15 protein-coding genes and 1 pseudogene are annotated in these 18,166 nt (G+C 64.1%); 13 read left to right on the top strand and 3 right to left on the bottom strand.

Going from position 1 to position 18,166, the window contains the following annotated elements:
• Positions 1 to 50: 50 nt before the first annotated feature.
• On the bottom strand, positions 51 to 539 hold the full coding sequence (locus tag AC1VVK_RS20325) for a DUF4136 domain-containing protein (protein ID WP_482906558.1): 489 nt from the start codon (positions 537 to 539) through the stop codon (positions 51 to 53).
• 414 nt (positions 540 to 953) lie between these two features.
• On the opposite strand from AC1VVK_RS20325, the gene AC1VVK_RS20320 reads away from it, so the two are divergent.
• The 6 genes from AC1VVK_RS20320 to AC1VVK_RS20295 all read left to right on the top strand — a co-directional run bounded on the left by AC1VVK_RS20320 (position 954) and on the right by AC1VVK_RS20295 (position 8,229).
• Positions 954 to 2,258 (top strand): ammonium transporter, encoded by a 1,305-nt coding sequence (locus tag AC1VVK_RS20320; protein WP_482906557.1) that lies wholly within the window; start codon positions 954 to 956, stop codon positions 2,256 to 2,258.
• Between the two features lie 343 nt (positions 2,259 to 2,601).
• Entirely contained in the window at positions 2,602 to 3,372 is a 771-nt protein-coding gene (locus tag AC1VVK_RS20315) for a TIGR02466 family protein (protein ID WP_482906556.1), read from the top strand.
• A 373-nt stretch (positions 3,373 to 3,745) separates the two neighbouring features.
• Positions 3,746 to 4,390 (top strand): aldehyde dehydrogenase iron-sulfur subunit PaoA, encoded by a 645-nt coding sequence (gene paoA, locus AC1VVK_RS20310; RefSeq protein ID WP_482906555.1) that lies wholly within the window; start codon positions 3,746 to 3,748, stop codon positions 4,388 to 4,390.
• Positions 4,387 to 5,349, top strand: coding sequence for an FAD binding domain-containing protein (locus AC1VVK_RS20305; RefSeq protein WP_482906554.1), 963 nt, complete (start codon positions 4,387 to 4,389; stop codon positions 5,347 to 5,349). The genes paoA and AC1VVK_RS20305 overlap by 4 nt, the downstream gene beginning before the upstream one ends.
• Positions 5,346 to 7,559: an aldehyde oxidoreductase molybdenum-binding subunit PaoC gene (paoC, locus tag AC1VVK_RS20300; protein ID WP_482906553.1), complete on the top strand. Its 2,214-nt coding sequence runs from the start codon at positions 5,346 to 5,348 to the stop codon at positions 7,557 to 7,559. Before AC1VVK_RS20305 ends, paoC begins: the two co-directional genes overlap by 4 nt.
• Positions 7,560 to 7,608: 49 nt before the next feature.
• Complete coding sequence (locus AC1VVK_RS20295) at positions 7,609 to 8,229, top strand: cysteine hydrolase family protein (RefSeq protein ID WP_482906552.1); 621 nt, start codon at positions 7,609 to 7,611, stop codon at positions 8,227 to 8,229.
• A 47-nt stretch (positions 8,230 to 8,276) separates the two neighbouring features.
• Here AC1VVK_RS20295 and AC1VVK_RS20290 read toward each other — a convergent pair.
• Positions 8,277 to 9,176 (bottom strand): annotated as a pseudogene (locus tag AC1VVK_RS20290) (LysR substrate-binding domain-containing protein).
• A 116-nt stretch (positions 9,177 to 9,292) separates the two neighbouring features.
• Between AC1VVK_RS20290 and AC1VVK_RS20285 the strand changes: the two are divergent.
• The 7 genes from AC1VVK_RS20285 (at position 9,293) to AC1VVK_RS20255 (ending at position 16,592) form a co-directional block, all read left to right on the top strand.
• Positions 9,293 to 10,045: an SDR family NAD(P)-dependent oxidoreductase gene (locus AC1VVK_RS20285; RefSeq protein WP_482906551.1), complete on the top strand. Its 753-nt coding sequence runs from the start codon at positions 9,293 to 9,295 to the stop codon at positions 10,043 to 10,045.
• 265 nt (positions 10,046 to 10,310) lie between these two features.
• The gene (locus AC1VVK_RS20280) at positions 10,311 to 10,817 is read left to right on the top strand and encodes a sigma-70 family RNA polymerase sigma factor (protein WP_482906550.1); all 507 of its coding nucleotides are present in this window, start codon (positions 10,311 to 10,313) and stop codon (positions 10,815 to 10,817) included.
• A gap of 138 nt (positions 10,818 to 10,955) precedes the next feature.
• Positions 10,956 to 11,978: a FecR family protein gene (locus tag AC1VVK_RS20275; RefSeq protein WP_482906549.1), complete on the top strand. Its 1,023-nt coding sequence runs from the start codon at positions 10,956 to 10,958 to the stop codon at positions 11,976 to 11,978.
• 227 nt (positions 11,979 to 12,205) lie between these two features.
• Positions 12,206 to 14,623: a TonB-dependent siderophore receptor gene (locus AC1VVK_RS20270; RefSeq protein WP_482906548.1), complete on the top strand. Its 2,418-nt coding sequence runs from the start codon at positions 12,206 to 12,208 to the stop codon at positions 14,621 to 14,623.
• Positions 14,624 to 14,645: 22 nt separating this feature from the next.
• Positions 14,646 to 15,680, top strand: coding sequence for a PepSY-associated TM helix domain-containing protein (locus AC1VVK_RS20265; RefSeq protein ID WP_482906547.1), 1,035 nt, complete (start codon positions 14,646 to 14,648; stop codon positions 15,678 to 15,680).
• Positions 15,677 to 15,892, top strand: coding sequence for a hypothetical protein (locus AC1VVK_RS20260; RefSeq protein ID WP_482906546.1), 216 nt, complete (start codon positions 15,677 to 15,679; stop codon positions 15,890 to 15,892). The genes AC1VVK_RS20265 and AC1VVK_RS20260 overlap by 4 nt, the downstream gene beginning before the upstream one ends.
• Positions 15,882 to 16,592, top strand: coding sequence for an energy transducer TonB (locus AC1VVK_RS20255; protein WP_482906545.1), 711 nt, complete (start codon positions 15,882 to 15,884; stop codon positions 16,590 to 16,592). The genes AC1VVK_RS20260 and AC1VVK_RS20255 overlap by 11 nt, the downstream gene beginning before the upstream one ends.
• An 88-nt stretch (positions 16,593 to 16,680) precedes the next feature.
• On the opposite strand, the gene AC1VVK_RS20250 is transcribed toward AC1VVK_RS20255, so the two are convergent.
• Positions 16,681 to 17,979 carry an oligogalacturonate lyase family protein gene (locus AC1VVK_RS20250; protein ID WP_482906544.1) on the bottom strand — a complete coding sequence of 433 codons (1,299 nt, stop codon included), beginning with the start codon at positions 17,977 to 17,979 and terminating at the stop codon, positions 16,681 to 16,683.
• Positions 17,980 to 18,166 lie beyond the last annotated feature (187 nt).

Below are 18,166 nucleotides of genomic sequence, written 5' to 3'. Positions count from 1 at the left end.
TGGCCCCAAAACACAAGGCGTGCCCGGCGAGATCGGGATGAATCGTTAGGTCAGGCCGCCGATCGCGCCGGGAATTGCGCCATCAGCTTGGCGACCTCCTTCTCCACTTTGTCGGTATTGAGCTTCGAGCCGACATCGTCGACCGCCTTGCCGTGCCAGAGCGGCCGTTTCGTCTTCGCGTCGAAGGCATCCACGGACAGCTGACCTTCCGTATATTGGCGTACGTCCACCTGCCGCCCGAAGGCGCCCCAGGTCTCGACATCGGTCTTGTCCTTGGCACCGACGGTGATGATGACGGCAAGGTCACCGTCGTCCGCCTTGGCATAGCCCTTGCTGGTCAGGCCCTGCTCCACCCCCATCCGGATGCGCTCGAATGCCACCGGATCCATGCCGGATGGCGGGCGCTCATTCACGATATGGAATGTCTTGTACTCGGCGAAGTTCACGCCGGGCGTTACATCCGACGAAACTTTCGAAAAGCTTGCCGTGGGCGTTCCCAGCGCGATTGCCATTGCCAGACAAAGTGCAATCCGTTTCATTTTCAACCTCCGCATCGGCCATTGGATGGCCGCGAGACTAACGCGCACCGATTCTCGTGTTATTGCGGTTTTTCCCGAGAAATATGGGCGGTAACCCCGATCTTGCGCGAAATTTGCGACACTCACGCGGATCCGTCGGTGCGCAATCGCGGATGTAGAAGACCCCACGCCAGACCACCTCGGGTTTCAGCATCTTGCAGGCTGGCGAGGGCGACGAAAGGCCGTCCTGAGAGACAGAAATGTCGTAATCCGCCCCTTGAGATGACGAGAAAGGAGGCGGGCGCGCCGCTTCTCTCTTCTCCGCATTTCGCTTGCCCCTTCCTCAGGCTTGCCACCCCACCGCTCGTTCTTCTAAGGGCGCCGTGAACAAGAATCGGCAGCTCCATCGTCCGGTCAGATCGAGGGACCTCTTCCATGCGCAAGAATATTGCGTGGCCGCTGGCATTTGCCGGTGTGTCTACGCCAACGCTCGCCCACGCAGCGAGCGCAGTCTCCAATCAGCCCAATGGCGCGGATACTGTCTGGATCCTGATCTCGTCCGCGCTGGTACTGATGATGTGCATGCCCGGCCTCGGCCTCTTCTACGGAGGGCTGGTGCGTGCCAAAAACTTCCTGGCGGTGCTTGTTCAGGTAGGTGCGGTCGCCGCGATCGCATCGCTGTTATGGATTGTGTGCGGGTACACCATCGCCTTTGGCACAGTCACCAACGGCTGGTTCGGCTCCGCAAACGCGCTGATGCTCTCCGGCCTCCCGGCCATGCGCGCCGGACTCACCTTGCCTGAAAATGCCTATGCCTTGTTCGAGATGTGCTTTGCAGCCATCACGCCAGCGCTCATGGTCGGGGCCTGGGTCGACCGGGCCCGCTTCAGCTGGGTCATCGGCTTTTGCGCACTGTGGAGCCTCGTTGTCTACGCACCGGTCGCGCACTGGATCTGGGGCGGCGGTTGGCTGGCGACCCAATGGGGCACGCTGGACTATGCTGGCGGCATCGTGGTGCATACCACGGCCGGGGTCTCGGCTTTGATCGTCGCGATCATGCTGGGCAAGCGTCAGGGCTTTCCCAAAGCGCTGATGCTGCCGCACAGCCCGGCCCTTACCATGGCCGGCGCTGGCCTGCTGTGGGTGGGATGGTTCGGCTTCAACGGCGGATCGGCCCTGGCTGGCAACGGCACGGCGGTGAACGCGATCATCAACACCCATATCGCCGCCTCGGCTGCCGCGATATCGTGGCTGCTGATCGAGCGTATCACTTTGGGCAAGCCAACCAGCGTGGGCTTTGCCACCGGCGCGATCGCGGGATTGGCGACAGTGACCCCGGCCGCGGGCTTCATTGCGCCCGGCGCCGCCCTGCTGTTCGGCGTGGTGGGAGCCGGTATCTGCTTCCCGATGATCCTGCTGGTCAAGCACAAGTGGGAAATCGATGACTCGCTCGACGTCTTTGCCGTCCATGGCGTGGGAGGCATGGCAGGTTCGCTCCTGCTTGGTGTTTTCCTATCCGGCGGCCTGGGCGGCGTCGGCTACGCTGAGGGCATGTCCGTGGCCCGCCAACTCGTCGCGCAGTTGCTGGGCGTGAGTGTGGTCGCGCTTTGGTCTGCGGTTGCAACCGTAGCCATCGGGCTTTCGCTTGCACGGGTCCTGCCGATGCGGGTCAGCGAGGACGAGGAAGTCGACGGGCTTGACCTGTCATCGCACGGTGAACGGGCCTGGGAGTTGGATTAAGTCACCCTCTGACCCTGTCCCGAAGGCGAACCTGCTGCTGGAAACAGGTGGCGCCGGTGCCTTCGGGTTTGCCCCGGATCTAGCGTTCCAACCGGCGCAAGTGCTTTCGAACCGAATACGCCTCGGCCCTCTCGGGTAGGTGCGTACGCTATGTCGCGTCTGGTTCACGTCATCCTTCATGCCGCCCAACGACCTGCAATAATGCTGCAATATTTGCGACATCATTGCGCATCGCTGAGGTCGTAGTGGCCATGCCGATAGCCACGACGGCACTATAAACACCCGCAGCTCCGGTAAAGAATACTCTCGACCGAAAGCCCTTTCGGAGGGGCAATCACCGGCCATGGCCAGTGGCAAAACCGGTCAAGCTGCGCCTGTCTGTTTCCGTCCTCATTTCTTTAAGAACAAACGGAAATTCATGCGATCGCCAATTCATCAACGCGCATCAGACACGGCCTCGTTGGTCAATTCAGACGCGATACAAGTCAGCAAGATCTTTCCGACGCCGTTGGCCAGCATCGAGCATCCCGATGCTTCGCGCCTCAACCGCGATCTGACCACGGCCATATTGGCGCGGGAAGCAGCCGATCCCGGCGTTCGGCACAGCAATCAGGGCGGCTGGCAATCACAGGATGACTTCCTCGACTGGAGCGGCGAGGCAGGCGCGGATCTCGTTGCCTTCGCCCTGGCTTTCGCCAACAGGATGTCCGCCATATGGCATCCCCAGCAGGGCTTGCTTGAAGCCAATCTTGACTGGGCTTTCAATGCTTGGGCGAATGTGAACCGACACGGCCAAGGCAACATCGGGCATGCACATCCCGGTTGCTACTGGTCGGCCGTATATTGGGTCGATGACGGAATGGATGACGCCGAAGGTTTGGGCGGAGAGCTCGAATTCCTCGACCCACGCGGCTCCATGCCTATCATGCTCACAGCTGCGATAAAGATGCGGATCGAGGGTTGCTTGTTGGCAGGCCTCAAGCATCAGGTTCGCCCCTCGTCCGGCACGCTGCTCATGTTTCCGTCATGGCTGATACATGCGGTGAACATTTTTGAAGGCAAGCGGCCCAGGATTTCCGTGGCGATCAACTTCGTACCGCCGCTGGCGGCGTAAGGCCCACTTCACCGGGGGCGGCCGGCCATGCCCCCCACGCCCCCCCTATGCTGGATGGGCTCCGCGCAAATCCGGCCGCAGCGAAGCGACAGCTTCGGCGGCCGATGCGGCGCCGAAAACGCCCTTTTGGGCGTTTTCGACCAGCCTCTGAGACGCGATCGCGCAGAAGCTGCCGCACACGGCGCGCGCCGGCGCCTACCCTTAGCCTCCGAAAAGACCGATGCGCGTCATTGCGCAAGCTTGGCGAAAGATCCATGATCTGCCTTCAAGGGAGCAATGAACGATGTTCATGCCCGTTTTCGGCTGCCCATCGTTATCGTAGCGCCGGAAACTGCCTGCCTTCGATCTGAGTTCCTTGTGCGAAAGGACGTCCATGAGCCATCGATCCCCTCTCGCCGTATCGCGCCGCGTGGTCCTTGCGGGGAGCGCCGCCAGTGTCGGCCTCAGTGCGGTTCCGATCGGGGGCGCTTCCCAGAATGTCGAGGCCCCGCCGCTGACCATGCCGCCCACCATGCCGGTGTCGATGGAAGTCAATGGCAAGCCGGTCTCGCTCACGCTCGATACCCGCACGACGCTGCTCGACGCGCTGCGCGATCATTTGAAGCTCACCGGCACCAAGAAAGGCTGCGACCACGGCCAGTGCGGTGCCTGCACGGTGCTCGTTGACGGCGTCAGGATCAATTCGTGCCTGACCCTTGCCGTCATGCACGAGGGCGACAAAGTGACCACTATCGAGGGATTGGGCACCCCGAGCGACCTGCATCCAATGCAGGCGGCCTTCATCAAGCATGACGGCTACCAGTGCGGCTATTGCACGCCCGGTCAGATCTGCTCCGCCGTTGCCGTGCTCGAGGAGATCAAGGCGGGCGTGCCCAGCCATGTCCAGGCCGATATCACCCACGCCGCCAAGGCCACGAACATGGAGATGCGCGAACGCATGAGCGGCAATATCTGCCGCTGCGGCGCCTACTCCAACATCGCCGAAGCCATGGCGGAAGTCGCGGGGACAGCCTCGTGAGAGCGTTCACCTACGAACGCGCCCGCTCGCCGCAAGCCGCTGCGGAGGCGGTAGCAGGCAAGCGCGGTGCCCGGTTCATCGCCGGGGGCACCAACCTGCTCGACCTCATGAAGCTTGAGATCGAAACGCCCACCCATCTGGTCGACGTTCAGGATATCGGCCTCGACCGGATCGAGCCTACCGACGACGGCGGCCTGCGCATCGGAACGCTGGTTACCAACACCGCACTTGCGGCCGATCCACGCGTGCGCCGCGATTATGGCGTGCTCACTCGCGCGATCGTTGCGGGTGCCTCGGGGCAGCTGCGAAACAAGGCAACCGTGGGCGGCAACCTGCTCCAGCGAACGCGTTGTCCCTATTTCTACGACACCAATCAGGCCTGCAACAAGCGCAAGCCCGGGTCGGGCTGCGCGGCAATCGGCGGCGTAAATCGTCTGCTGGGCGTTATCGGCACAAGCGATGCGTGCATCGCCACCAACCCCGGCGACATGGCAGTTGCGCTGCGACTTCTCGATGCCTCGGTCGAGACGGTGGATGGACAGGGCAAGACTCGCACCATGCCTATTGCCGAGTTCCACCGACTGCCGGGTGATACCCCGCATGTCGAAACGGCGCTCCAGCCCGGCGAGCTGATAACCGCGGTAAAACTGCCGAGGCCCCTGGGCGGGCGGCATCTTTACCACAAAGTGCGCGACCGCGCCTCTTACGCCTTCGCCATCGTTTCGGTAGCGGCGGTGATCCAGCCAGACGGCAGCGGGCGCGCGGCCTTCGGCGGCGTGGCGCCCCGGCCCTGGCGGGTCGAGGCTGCCGAAGCGGCCATGCGTGACGGTGCGGCGGCGGTTGCCGCGCAAGTCTTCGCCGGGGCCCGACCGACGCATGAGAATGCCTTCAAGGTTCCCCTTGCCGAACGCACGCTGGCGGGCGTTATGGCAGAGGCACGCGCGGAGAACCGGGCATGAAGTTCGACACCCCCGCAGGCACCAATCCCATCGATCGCATGAAGGTGGTGGGGCAACCGCACGAACGCGTTGAGGGGCCGCTCAAGACAACCGGAACAGCGGCTTACGCCTACGAGCACCAGCAATATCCCGGCGCGCCCGTCTATGGATACGTGGTGGGTGCCGCGATCGCCAAGGGCCGGATCGACTCCATCGACCGGACGGCGGCCCAGCACATGCCCGGCGTGCTCGCCATCGTGACCGCGCAGGACCTCGGCGCATTGGGCTTCGGCCCATTGGGGAAAGGCAACAAGAACACCGCCAACCTGCTCGGCGGCCCCGATATCGAGCACTATCATCAGGCCGTCGCGATCGTCGTTGCCGAGAGCTTCGAACAGGCCCGTGCCGCCGCCAATGCGGTTCACGTCGCCTATACGCGCGGACAGGGCCGCTTCGATCTGGCGCAAGAAAAGCCGAACGCCAAGGCGCTTACGGGATCGGATGCCGATACCGCGACCGGCGACTTCGAAACGGCCTTCGCGGCAGCGCCTGTCCAGATCGACCAGACATATACCACGCCCGACCAGAACCACGCGATGATGGAGCCTTTCGCGACGATCGCGTGGTGGGAAGGCGATGCGCTTTCACTCTGGACCTCGAACCAGATGATCGCTTGGAACCGCGAGGATCTCGCCACAACGCTAAGCTTACCGCTCGAAAAAGTGCGGATCATGTCGCCCTATGTCGGCGGTGGTTTCGGGGGCAAGCTGTTCCTCCGGTCCGACGCCGTCATGGCCTCGCTCGGCGCCAAGGCGGTTGGCCGGCCTGTGAAACTGGCGCTTCCCCGGCCCTTTATAATGAACAACGCCACCCACCGCCCGGCGACGATCCAGCGCATCCGCCTTGGCGCCACGCGGGACGGCAAGCTCGTCGCCATCGGCCACCAAAGCTGGTCGGGCGACCTGCCCGGTGGCGGCCCCGAAGTGGCGACGCAGCAAACCAAGCTGCTCTACGCCGGGGCCAACCGGATGACCGCCATGCGGCTGGCCGAACTCGATCTGCCCGAAGGCAATGCCATGCGCGCGCCGGGTGAGGCGCCGGGCCTGATGGCGCTTGAAATCGCGGTCGACGAAATGGCCGAGAAGCTGAAGATGGACCCGGTCGCCTTCCGCGTGCTCAACGATACGCAAGTCGATCCAGAGAAACCGACGCGCCCCTTCTCCCAGCGAAACCTCGTGCGCTGCCTGAAGGAAGGCGCCGAGCACTTCGGCTGGCACCGCCGCCTCGCCACGCCGGCACAGCTGCGAGAGGGCCGCTGGCTCGTGGGCATGGGCGTGGCGGCCGCTTTTCGCAACAATATCAACATCGCGTCAGCCGCCCGCGTCCGATTGAACGATCAGGGCATCGTCACGGTCGAAACCGACATGACCGACATCGGCACCGGCAGCTACACGATCATCGCCCAGACCGCGGCCGAGATGATGGGCGTGGATATTGACAGGGTCGTGGTGCGGCTGGGGGATTCCGCGTTCCCGGTATCTTCGGGCTCCGGCGGGCAGTTCGGCGCGAACAGTTCCACTTCGGGCGTCTATGCAGCCTGCGTCAAGCTGCGCGAGGCGGTGGCGCAGCGGCTGGGATATGATCCTGAGCGAGCGGAATTCGCGGATGGCCTGGTCCGAGCGGACAATCGCTCCGCCACGCTCGCGGAAGCCGCCCACGCAGGCGAACTCGTCGCCGAGGGCAGGATCGAATGGGGCAATCTCTCGAAGCAGTTCCAGCAATCGACGTTCGGCGCCCACTTCGTGGAGGCGGCCGTGGATTCCTTCACCGGTGAGATCCGCGTACGCCGCATGTTGGCGGTCTGCGCTGCCGGACGCATCCTCAATCCGCGAACCGCGCGCAGCCAGATGATCGGCGCAATGACGATGGGCGTGGGCGGCGCACTGATGGAGGAACTCGCCGTGGACAAGCGCTTCGGGTTCTTTGTGAACCACGACCTTGCCGGCTATGAAGTCCCCGTCCACGCCGATATCCCGCATCAGGAAGTACACTTCATCGACGAGGCGGACGCCACCGTATCGCCGATGAAGGCCAAGGGCGTGGGCGAACTGGGTCTGGCGGGTGTCGGCGCGGCCGTCGCCAATGCCGTTTACAATGCCACCGGGGTCCGTGTGCGCGACTATCCGATCACGCTCGACAAACACCTCGCCGGATTGCCCACGCTGATTTGAGGCGGTCGAACCCGAAACGACCTGGATTATCCCTTCCTGGAGAACGATCATGAATCCCGACACGACGGCCCTGGTCCTGATCGAATTCCAGAACGACTTCACAAGCCCGGGCGGCGCCCAGCATGATGCGGTCAAGGCAGTGATGGACAGCACCGACATGCTCGCCAACACGCAGGCACTGGTCGAGCAGGCGCGGGCCGCCGGGGTGAGCGTGATGTATGCGCCGATCTCGTTCGCTGACGGCTATCCGGAGATCGCCAGCGACGCCTACGGCATCCTTGCGGGCGTGAAAGCTGCCGGGGCCTTCAAGCAGGGAAGCTGGGGCGCGGCGATCGTGGATGTCCTGGCGCCTCAATCCGGCGACATTGTCATAGAAGGCAAGCGCGGCCTCGACTGTTTCGCCAGTACCAACATCGATTTCATCCTGCGCCAGCGCGGAATAACGGATGTCGCCATCGCGGGCTTCCTGACCAATTGCTGCGTCGAATCGACCATGCGCAGCGCCTATGAGCGCGGGTACCGCGTCGTCACGCTAACGGATTGCACCGCCACGCTCTCCGAAGAAGAACAGCAGCTTGCGACCGAGAAGAACTTTCCGATGTTCTCCCGTCCGATGCGCCATGATGCCTTTCTGGAAGAACTTGACCGACACGCGCTCTCCAAAGCCTGAAACGGGCGAGTGACGCTATAGTTCGGAACGCCCGGTCACGATGACGATCACGATGTCGGCGGCGGAATGGGGAACCCGGTTGCCAGATGGTCGATCCACGCCCTGACGGCAGGGGGAAGACCTCGGCGTGTCGTGAAGACCAGATGCACGATCCCCTTCTGACCTCGCCAGGCCGGAAGCACATGCACCAGTCGCCCATCGGCGAGTGCTTCGCGGCAAACATGGTCGGGAAGAAGCGCAATGCCGAGGCCGTCGATCGCGGCGTTCCTCACCGCCAGCATGTCTTCACATTAGAGCCGAGGGGAAAAGCGGACATGATGCGAGGCTCCCTCGTCGGTTTCCAGCAACCATTGAATCTCGTCGCTGCTGTCGCTCGTGCTCAGGCAAGGCAGATCGGGCAATTGCGCAACCTCTTTCACGCGGCTCGCCATTTGGGGGCTTCCCACGAGGATGCGCGTCGAAGTCCCCAGCGAACGCATGGTCAGAGACGCGTCGCTCGTCAGCGCCGTCCGCACGCGCAGGGCTACGTCGATGCGCTCGTCGATCAGGTCGACCGCCCGGTCCGTCGCTACGAGTTGAAGGCGGATCTTGGGGTATCGTACGAGAAATGAGGGAAGAAACGCCGAAACCAGCTCGACCAGACCGGTCGGGCAACTGAAGCGCACCCGGCCGTGAGGTTCGGCCTGCGCCTGCATGACCAGGGTCTCGGCCTGTTCCACTTCGGCCAGAATCGTGCGGCATCGCTCGTAAAACGCCTGCCCGGTGTCGGTTACGCGAAAGCGCCGGCTCGATCGTTCGATAAGACGCAGGCCCAGACGCTCTTCCAGTCCCGCAATGCGGCGGCTGAGCTTGGATTTGGGTTCGCGCAAAGCGCGCCCGGCGGCCGCGAAGCCACCATGAGTCACGACCTCGGCGAAATAGGCATAGTCGTTGAGATCGATTTTCATCATCGTTCCTCCAATGGAACGCTAAGTGCCACATTTGCCGTCTACACGCATCATCGTTCTGGATGCATTTCCAAGGGGCAACGGCGATCCCGCCGCCAGCTTCAAGGAGAAAGACAATGACGGACAAGTTCAATGGCAAGGTCGTAGTGGTAACCGGCGGCACCAGCGGCATCGGGCTGGCAACTGCCAAGGCATTCGCCGATGAGGGCGCCTCGGTGTTCATCACCGGACGGCGTCAGGACACCCTCGATGCGGCGGTCCGTGCGATCGGTGGCCGCGTGACCGGCGTGCGCGGCGACATGGCGCAGCTTGCCGATATCGACAAGCTCTACGACGCAGTCCAGCAGAAGCATGCCCAGATCGATGTGGTCTTCGCCAATGCCGGCGGCGGTGAGTTCGCCCCGCTCGGCGCGATCACCGAAGAGCACTACCAGCGCACTTTCGACACGAACGTCAAGGGCGTCCTGTTCACTGTCCAGAAGGCGCTTCCGCTGATCCGCGACGGCGGCTCGATCATCCTCACCGCCTCGACGACCAGCGTGTCGGGCACCCCTGCCCTCAGCGTATATTCGGCCACCAAGGCGGCAGTCCGCAACTTTGCCCGCAACTGGATTTTGGACCTCAAGGACCGCCGCATCCGCGTGAATGCCGTCAGCCCCGGCGTGACGGAAACGGCCGGGCTCAATGAACTGTTCGGCGGCGGCGAGCAGGCGGAAGGCACGAAGGACTACCTTGCCGGACTGATCCCCGCCGGGCGTGTCGGCCAGCCGGAGGAAATTGCCAAGGCGGTCCTGTTCCTCGCCTCCGACGAGGCCAGCTTCGTCAACGGGGTCGAACTGTTCGTCGACGGTGGGCAGGTCCAGATCTGAAGCGCATCGGGAGGTTTCCGCCGGCGGGAACCTCCATCCGTCCCCCAAGACGTCCAACGCGGCGGCGGAGACACAAAGGCCTCTGGAAATCCAGGGGCCTTTGCTTTCATCACAGTGGCAAAATGAGCGGAAGGGTGCCGATCTCGCCCGCTCGCGGCAAGCAGCATGGGCACACAAATAAGGCATTGCCGCTGCGGATGTGCTTGGCTACATGCGAATGACTCGCAAGTTCGGCAGGTCGTCGTTGAGGCTGAAAGGGAAGCAGATGCCGCAGCGCGATGTCATAACCGACATTGTTACCGAGCGCCGGGACGAATTGGTGAAATATGCGGGCGCAGTCAGCGGCGATGCGGACGGCGCAGAAGACCTTGTGCAGGAAGCATGGTTGCGGCTGGATCAGGCCGCGCGCGTGCAGGAGGTCGCCAAGCCCACGCACTTGCTGTGGCGGGTGCTCCGCAATCTGTCGATCGATCGCAGCCGCAGGATTGCCCACGAAGGCCGTGTTGTCGCGCCAGCGGACGAGCGGCGGTTTACGGAACTCCCGGATGACCAGGCTTCGGTGGAAGCCATGCTGATCGCGCGCGACGAACTCGCCCGCATCCAGCGCGTGCTCGATGCACTGGATCCCCGCACGCGCACCGCTTTCGAGATGCATCGCTTTGAAGGCGCAAAATTGCGCGAGATCGCCGCACGCCTCGGGGTCTCCGTGACGGTGGCGCATGGTCTGGTGGCGGCGGCCATCCGCGAAATTCGCGCCGCGATTCCCCGCTAATTGCGATCGATGCGCGTCGTGCGCGAAAAACACGCCGCTTCGTGCGTCTGTTGGGTAAGAGGATGGAGAAGATGTGCCTGAAAGGCGCAACGATCCTCGATACTGGCAGGAAACGGGAAGACGGGTGACAGGGCAGGGATGACGGGCACTTTCCCCGATGACGCCGCGCGGCACGCCGATGAAGAGGCAGTGGAGTGGGTCATCCTGCTGCGCGAGGAGGCCGATGAGCCCGAGACGCGCGCGCGTTTCGAGGACTGGCTGGCCGCATCGCCGCTCCATGCCGAGGCTTGGGCCGCAGTGGCCTATGCCTATGACCGGGCGGGCGATGCGCGCCCGGCTTATGCCCCTCCCGTCCGCGCCGCCGAGCCGCGCCCGGTGCTGCCTGCCGGTCCCTCACCCTATCGGCGCCGGGGCGGGACGCGCCGTTCGCCGGGCTGGCGGCGCCTGCGAGTGCGTCATCTGGTTGCAGCGGCGGTGGCGGCCTGCCTCATGCTGGCCGTCGCGCCTTCGGTCATGCTGCGTGCGCAGGCGGATTACCGTACCGGAACTGCCGAACTCCAACAGGCACGGCTCGCGGACGGCAGCTTGGCCCATCTCGCGCCGGGCAGCGCCATCGCCGTGTCCTACGGCGCCAACCGCCGGGAAATCCGCCTGCTGAAAGGCGAGGCATGGTTCGACGTGCGGCACGATCCCGCCCGTCCCTTCTATGTCGATGCGAACGGCGTCACCACGACAGACATTGGCACCGCCTTCGACGTCCGTCTCGATGCAAGCGGCGTCACCACGCAAGTAACGAGCGGCCGGGTCCGCGTCGCTTATGCGGCCCGGCCGCCGGTGTCCGAGCATCTGGCGGGAGGCGATGCCCTGCGCGTGGGATTCGACGGCGCGGTCGAGCGCAGTACGATGCCGCCCGCGCAGATGGCTGCGTGGCGCAATCGCCAGATCATCGTCCACGACCGCCCGGCGACCGATGTGATCGACGCGCTGCGGCCGTGGTTTGTGGGTGTCATCGTCGTCAGAGGCGATGGTTTTGCGCACCAGCGCATCACCGGCGTCTACAACGCCAGCGATCCGGCCGAAGCGCTGCGCGGGCTGACGCAGGCCTATGGCGGGTCCGTGCAGACGATCACGCCGTGGATGATCGTCATCTCCTCAAGCTGAAAACTTGCTGGAATCGGGCGCTAAAACCGATTTCGCTCATGCCTCCCGAAAAAATTCCCGCAGCTGCGTCTATTCGGATGAGAGGTGTTATTGCGACGCATGAGCGGAAATGCCTCTGGTCAGGGATAACGATGAAGGAGGCATTTTTGGTGGTTCAGGGTGGGTTCGCCGGACGCAATAATTCGCGGAACAAGAGGTCGCGCCGTGCCGCACTGGCGGCATTGTTGATGACGGCCGGGCCAGTCGCGCTGACCGCCGCCGCACCGGCGCTGGCTCAGGACGCGGTGCGCAGCTTCGATATTCCCGCCCAGCCGCTTGCCAATGCGCTCACTGCGTTCGGCCAGCAGTCCGGGCTTCAGGTTAGCGCGCAGGCGCCGCTGCTCGAAGGGCGCACCTCGCAGGCCGTGAAGGGATCGCTCTCGTCCATGCAGGCGCTGAGCCAGATGCTGATTGGCACAGGCCTGACGTTCCGGATGGTCGGAACGACGGTCTCGCTCGAAGCCGCGCCGCGGGCTGCCGGGGGCACGGTCCTGCTCGGCCCGGTGCGAGTGGAGGAATCGAGCGGATCGCAGAGCGCCGCCAATACCGCCGCCACCGATCCGCAGCGGCCCACCGGCCCAGGCGAAGGCTATGTCGCAACGCGCAGCGCGACCGGAACCAAAACCGACACTCCGATTGCGCGCACGCCGCAAGCCATTTCGGTCGTCACCAGCGCCCAGATCGCCGCGCAGGCCGCGCAAAGCGTGCCGCAGGCGCTGCGCTACACCTCCGGCGTCCAGGCCGAACAGCGCGGCGTCAACACGGATGGCGAGGAATATGTGTTCGGCCGGGGCTTCCGGCTGGAGGAATACCTTGATGGGCTGATCCTGCCCGACGTCTCCTACAACATCGCCTCCTATGAGCCCTACAACCTCGAACGCGTGGAAGTGCTGCATGGCCCGGCCTCGGTCCTGTTCGGGCAGGCTTACCCCGGAGGCATCGTCAATTTGGTGAGCAAGCGGCCTACTGCCGATCCGCTGCATGAAGTGCAGCTTTCGGCCGGAAGCTGGAACCGCTTTCAGGGCGCAGTCGATCTCGGCGGTCCGCTCGATGCCGGGGGCGACGTTCTCTACCGGCTGACCGGCGTGGCGCGCCACAGCGATTCCCAGATCGACCACGTCGAAACCGAGCGCTATTCGCTCGCGCCTGCCGTTACTGTCCGGATCGACAAGGACACCGACCTGACGGTGCTGGGCAACGTGCAGTACGATCCCAAGGCGGGCTACTACAATTTCGTACCCTCGCAAGGCACCGTGACGGCCAATCCCAACGGCAAGGTTTCCACCAGCCTCGACATCGGCGATCCTTCGTTCGACCGGCACAGCCGTACGCAGTGGGGGCTTGGCTACATGCTGGAGCACCGCATCGGCGAAACGTGGACGCTCCGCCAGAACCTGCGTTACACGCACATTCGCGACAGCCTCGACAACGTGTTCACATATGGCTTCCAGCCCGACTTGCGCACGCTCAACCGTTATACCTTCACCAACCACGAGAGCCTCGGGCAGATCGCGGTGGATAATCAGGTGCAGGCGAAGTTCTCGACCGGCGCGCTGGAGCACACGCTGCTTGTTGGCCTCGACTATCGCCGGATCGACTATGAGGAGCGCTATGGGTCGGACTTCGCCGGGCAGCCTACGCTGGATGCTTTCGCGCCGGTCTACGGCCAGAGCTTCACGATGCCCGCCTATTCGGGTGACGAGGATGTCGGGCAGGACCAGCTCGGCCTCTATGCGCAGGACCAGATCCGCGTAGGCAAGCTCGATATACTCGCCGGACTGCGTCAGGACTGGGCAGGATCGACGGATCACGAGCGGATCAGCGGGCAGGTCACCAAGCAGAACGACAGCAAGCTGACGGGCCGCGTCGGCGCGGTCTATAGCTTTGCGGGCGGCCTTTCGCCTTATGTCAGCTACGCCACCTCGTTCCAACCGACGGTCGGCACCGGCTATGACGGATCGGCGTTCCGGCCAACGACCGGAGAACAGTACGAGGCGGGCCTCAAGTACCAGCCCACCGGCCTCAATGCTTTCGCCACTGTCTCGGTGTTCCACCTGACGCAGCAGAATGTGACGACGCCCGACCCCGATCCCACGCATACGGGCTTCAGCGTCCAGACCGGTGAAATCCGTTCGCGCGGGGTGGAATTCGAACTGCACGCACACCCGGTGCCGCAGCTTGGCCTCATCGCCACGTACACTTACCTCGACAACAAGGTGACCAAGAGCAACGACACCGAGAACGCCTTCGGCAACAACCTTGGCAAGCGGCCCTTCGGCGTTCCCCGCCAACAGGCGTCCGGCTGGGCGGACTATACGTTCGACGGCGGCCACATCTCCGGCCTGACGCTCGGCGCCGGTGTCCGCTATGTCGGATCGACCTATGGCGACAGCCTCAACACCTTCAAGGTGAAGGCCAGCACGCTTGTCGATGCGCTCGCCAGCATCGACCTGAGCGAAATGGGCGAAGCGCTCGAAGGCTGGAAGCTGAGCGTCAACGCCAGCAACCTGCTGGACAAGCGCTACGTCGCCTATTGCCAGAGCGCCTCGCTCTGCGCCTTCGGGCTGCGGCGTACCGTGCTGGGTTCGCTGGCCTACCGCTGGTGATGCCCGGGTGAGAGCGCGAAACATGCAGGCGTGGTCGGTCATCCATCGATGGTCGAGCCTCGCCTGCACGGCCTTTCTGTTGATGCTGTGCCTGACCGGCCTGCCGCTGATCTTCCACGACGAGATCGACGCCGCAAGCGGCCGCCTTATCCATCCCCCGGCCGGGGAGCACGGGCCGGAACTCCCGCTCGACCACATCGCGAACCGCGCCGATGGTGCGGTGCAGGCGATCTACTGGAAGGATGAGGAACCGGGCGTCGTGCACCTCGTCACCACGAAGGCGGGCGACACGGCTTTCGATGCCCGCACGGCCCTGCCGCTCCGCGCGCCGACGGCTGGGCCGGACGTGATGGGCGGTGTGCTCATGCTGCACAGCCGCCTGTTCGCAGGGCTTGCCGGATACATTGCGCTTGGGCTTGCCGGGCTGCTCGCCGTGCTGGCGATCCTATCGGGCGTGGTCCTTTACGCGCCGTTCACCCGCCACCTGCGGTTCGGCGAAATCCGTCGCACGCGGCCGCTGCGTGTCAGGATGCTGGACCATCACAACCTGCTTGGCATAGCCACGGCGGCGTGGCTGGCGGTGGTCGCGGTAACCGGCACGATCAACACGCTGGAGGAACCGCTCTTCGCGGTGTGGCGCGCTGACCGCCGGCCCGACGGTATCGCTGCTGCCCAAGGCAAAAGCGTCACACCGGGACAGGCCCTCGCCGCCGCCCGCCGCGCTGCCCCGGCGCTCATTCCGAACAGCATGGTTCTGCCCACATCGCCGGTGGGCACTCCCGGCTACGTGACCGTCTGGATGCACGGCGGCTCTCCGCTGACCGGGCGGCTCTATCGCCCCGTCATGGTCGATGTCCGGTCCGGTAGGGCCGAACTGGACCGGAACTTCCCATGGTACCTCAATGCCCTCAATCTCGCGCGTCCGCTCCATTTTGGCGACTATGGCGGATTGCCGCTCAAAACCATCTGGGCCTTGCTCGACATCGTGACGATCGCGGTTCTCGCCACCGGGCTCTTTCTGTGGTTCGGGAAGCGCAGGCCGAGGAGGCTCGGATGAAGGCGCGGCACGTTTCCGCCCGCGAGCAATGGGGCTGGCCCGTCGCGCTCGCCGGGCTGACCCTGTTCGGGTTGCTATCCGCGCTGCTGGGTGAAGGCGGTTTATGGTGGGCCCTGTCGTGGACCGCGCTCGCAACACCGCTGCTGGTAAGCGCGCGGCATGTCATGCGCCCTCCTCAGCCGATGACGAGGATCGACGACAATGCCTTGTGAACCGCAAGCCGAACGACTGGGCTACCGCCCCGCCGCGAGCGGGCGCTTCTACGGGCTGATCGGAACCGTCATCGTCTACGCGCTGGCCGCGTCGGGTTTTCTTGTCGCGATTTCCTTTGTCGCGGCCCGGCCTCCGGCTGCTCCGGCGCTCGCGGTGGTGAACCTGAGGACGGCCGCTTCGCCGCCGGAAAAGACGCCCGAAAAACAGGATGCGCCCAAGCCGGTCGAAAACAAGCCTCTCCCGGCTGAACCGCAAAAGGTCCCGCCGCCTCCGCCGGTCGCCATCCCTATCGTATCGCTACCGGCGCCGACCGCCGCCGTTACCAAGCCGGCCGCCCCTGCTCCCCAGCAGACCGAATCCGCCGCGCCCAGGACGCTCCCCGCGCCGCCCGCCCCGCAAGTGGCCAGCAATGCGCCCGACACATGGGAGGGCCGGGTGCTGGCCGCACTCAACCAGCATCGCCACTATCCGGCAATGGCCAGATCGCGCCACCAGCAGGGCATCCCTTACGTGCGCTTCGTGATGGACCGGCAGGGCAAAGTGCTATCCTGCCGCCTTGAGCGCAGTTCGGGATTCCCCGATCTGGATCGCGAGGCCGTATCCCTGCCCAAGCGCGCTGAGCCCCTACCCAAGCCCCCGGCCGAACGGATCGGTGACACCGTGGAACTGGTCGTACCGGTCGAGTTCCTGCTGAGTTGAGAGCGGCGAAGGCGCGTGATCGCCGGGCTTGCCTGAGGCCGTCCACTCTATCGACGGCCAGCTTCCCCTACCGCTGCCCAGCCATCTGTTAATTCGCCTTGGCCAATTCAGCCGCATAGAGCACCGGTTTGCCTTCGACATTCGCGCGATAGACCATCCAGCGCCCATCCGGCGTAAAATGCTCATTGGGCTCCAGCGTGTAGTCCTGCCGGGAAAGGTCAACTATCCGTTCGCTACGCAGCGTTCCGGTGGCGATCAGGCTCTCTGCATCAAGCGTTTCTTCAGCTTCGGGTGATGCGTCCGCTACGGGATGGAAAACGCTGATATACTTGTCGGCATCGTTACCGTCGCCCGCGACAAGAGTGCCATCGGGCGAAGTGAGATAGTGGTAGGCACCTTGGTCGTGGGCAACCTTGTACCAGATGCGCTTTTTGGCGTTGCCGCCGCTCTCGATCTCGTACCGGGCGAGCCAGAGCATGCCACCCTTGGGCATTTGCAGGTCGTACCAGATCGCTTTGCCGTCGCTCGACCAGTATTCGTGCCCGGCGATTTCGCCCTGCATCGAACGCTGGTGAATCTTTGTAAGCGCGCTGCCGTCGGTGCGGATCGTCCAGATGCGGTCAACTTTGTGCCACGGGCCTTCGTGACAGAACATCATCAGTCCGGCGTCTTTGGGCGAGAACTGGACATGGTTCAGCCAATCGGTGGCGCGGTGAATGCTGTGGCTGGCGCCCGTCGCGGTATCGATCGTGAAGATCTCCATCGGCACCTTTGCGGCGAGTCTTTCGTCCATCCAGCGCGCCTTGGCCGCTGCGAAAGAGAGCGGGTGGCCCTGCGCATCGGTGCCAGAATAGCTCGGCGCGCCGGTCTTGGGATCTCGCTTGCCCTGGGCGGCGATGGCGGGCGGCGGCGGTGCCAACTCGCGGTGTCCGGCAAGGAGCGTATCGTCGGCATTGATCGATTCGACACGGCCGCCGGGCAATTGCGCAATTCTGCGCGACTTGCCGGTGTCGAGGTTCAGAACCCACACCGTGGAAGGACCTTCGCCGTCGTCGCTACCGGCCGGGCGGGTGGTGTAATAGGCTTCCGGACGGGTGTGGCCGGTGAAGAGCAGTCGGTCCACAGTACCCCGAAAGACCAGTTTCGTGGACCAGTCGCGGGTCGAGGCGGTGCGGATGCCTTCGGCGGTCAGATAGACCATCCGGTCGCCATTGGGCGTGAAAGGGTTGTAATTGAAATAGAGGCCGTAGACGCCGGGCCGGTCATCTATCCTGACAATCCGGTGGCCGGTGGCGGGATCAGTCCATTCGCGCGGGCCCTCCTTCGGCCAAGCCGCCGGCGCCATCAGAGCTGCGCCCGCCGCGATCACCAAAAGAGCTTTCCGCATTGCCTTCTCCGTCCCATTTTTAGAGATGCAATACCGAATATAGGGACGATGGCAATATGGGGATGGCACCCGAAGGCTGCACTCCCTGACAAGTATCCGCCGGTGACCCGGCGGGAGCAGGTCACCACCGATTGCCAGCGATCGCCGCTGCCGCCATACGTTTCCAAACCCGACAAGAAGGGAGCAT

Source organism: Novosphingobium sp. BL-S-32 (assembly GCF_056857055.1).
Note: the sequence above shows the minus strand (reverse complement) of the source record. Positions and strands in the feature narration are given on the sequence as shown.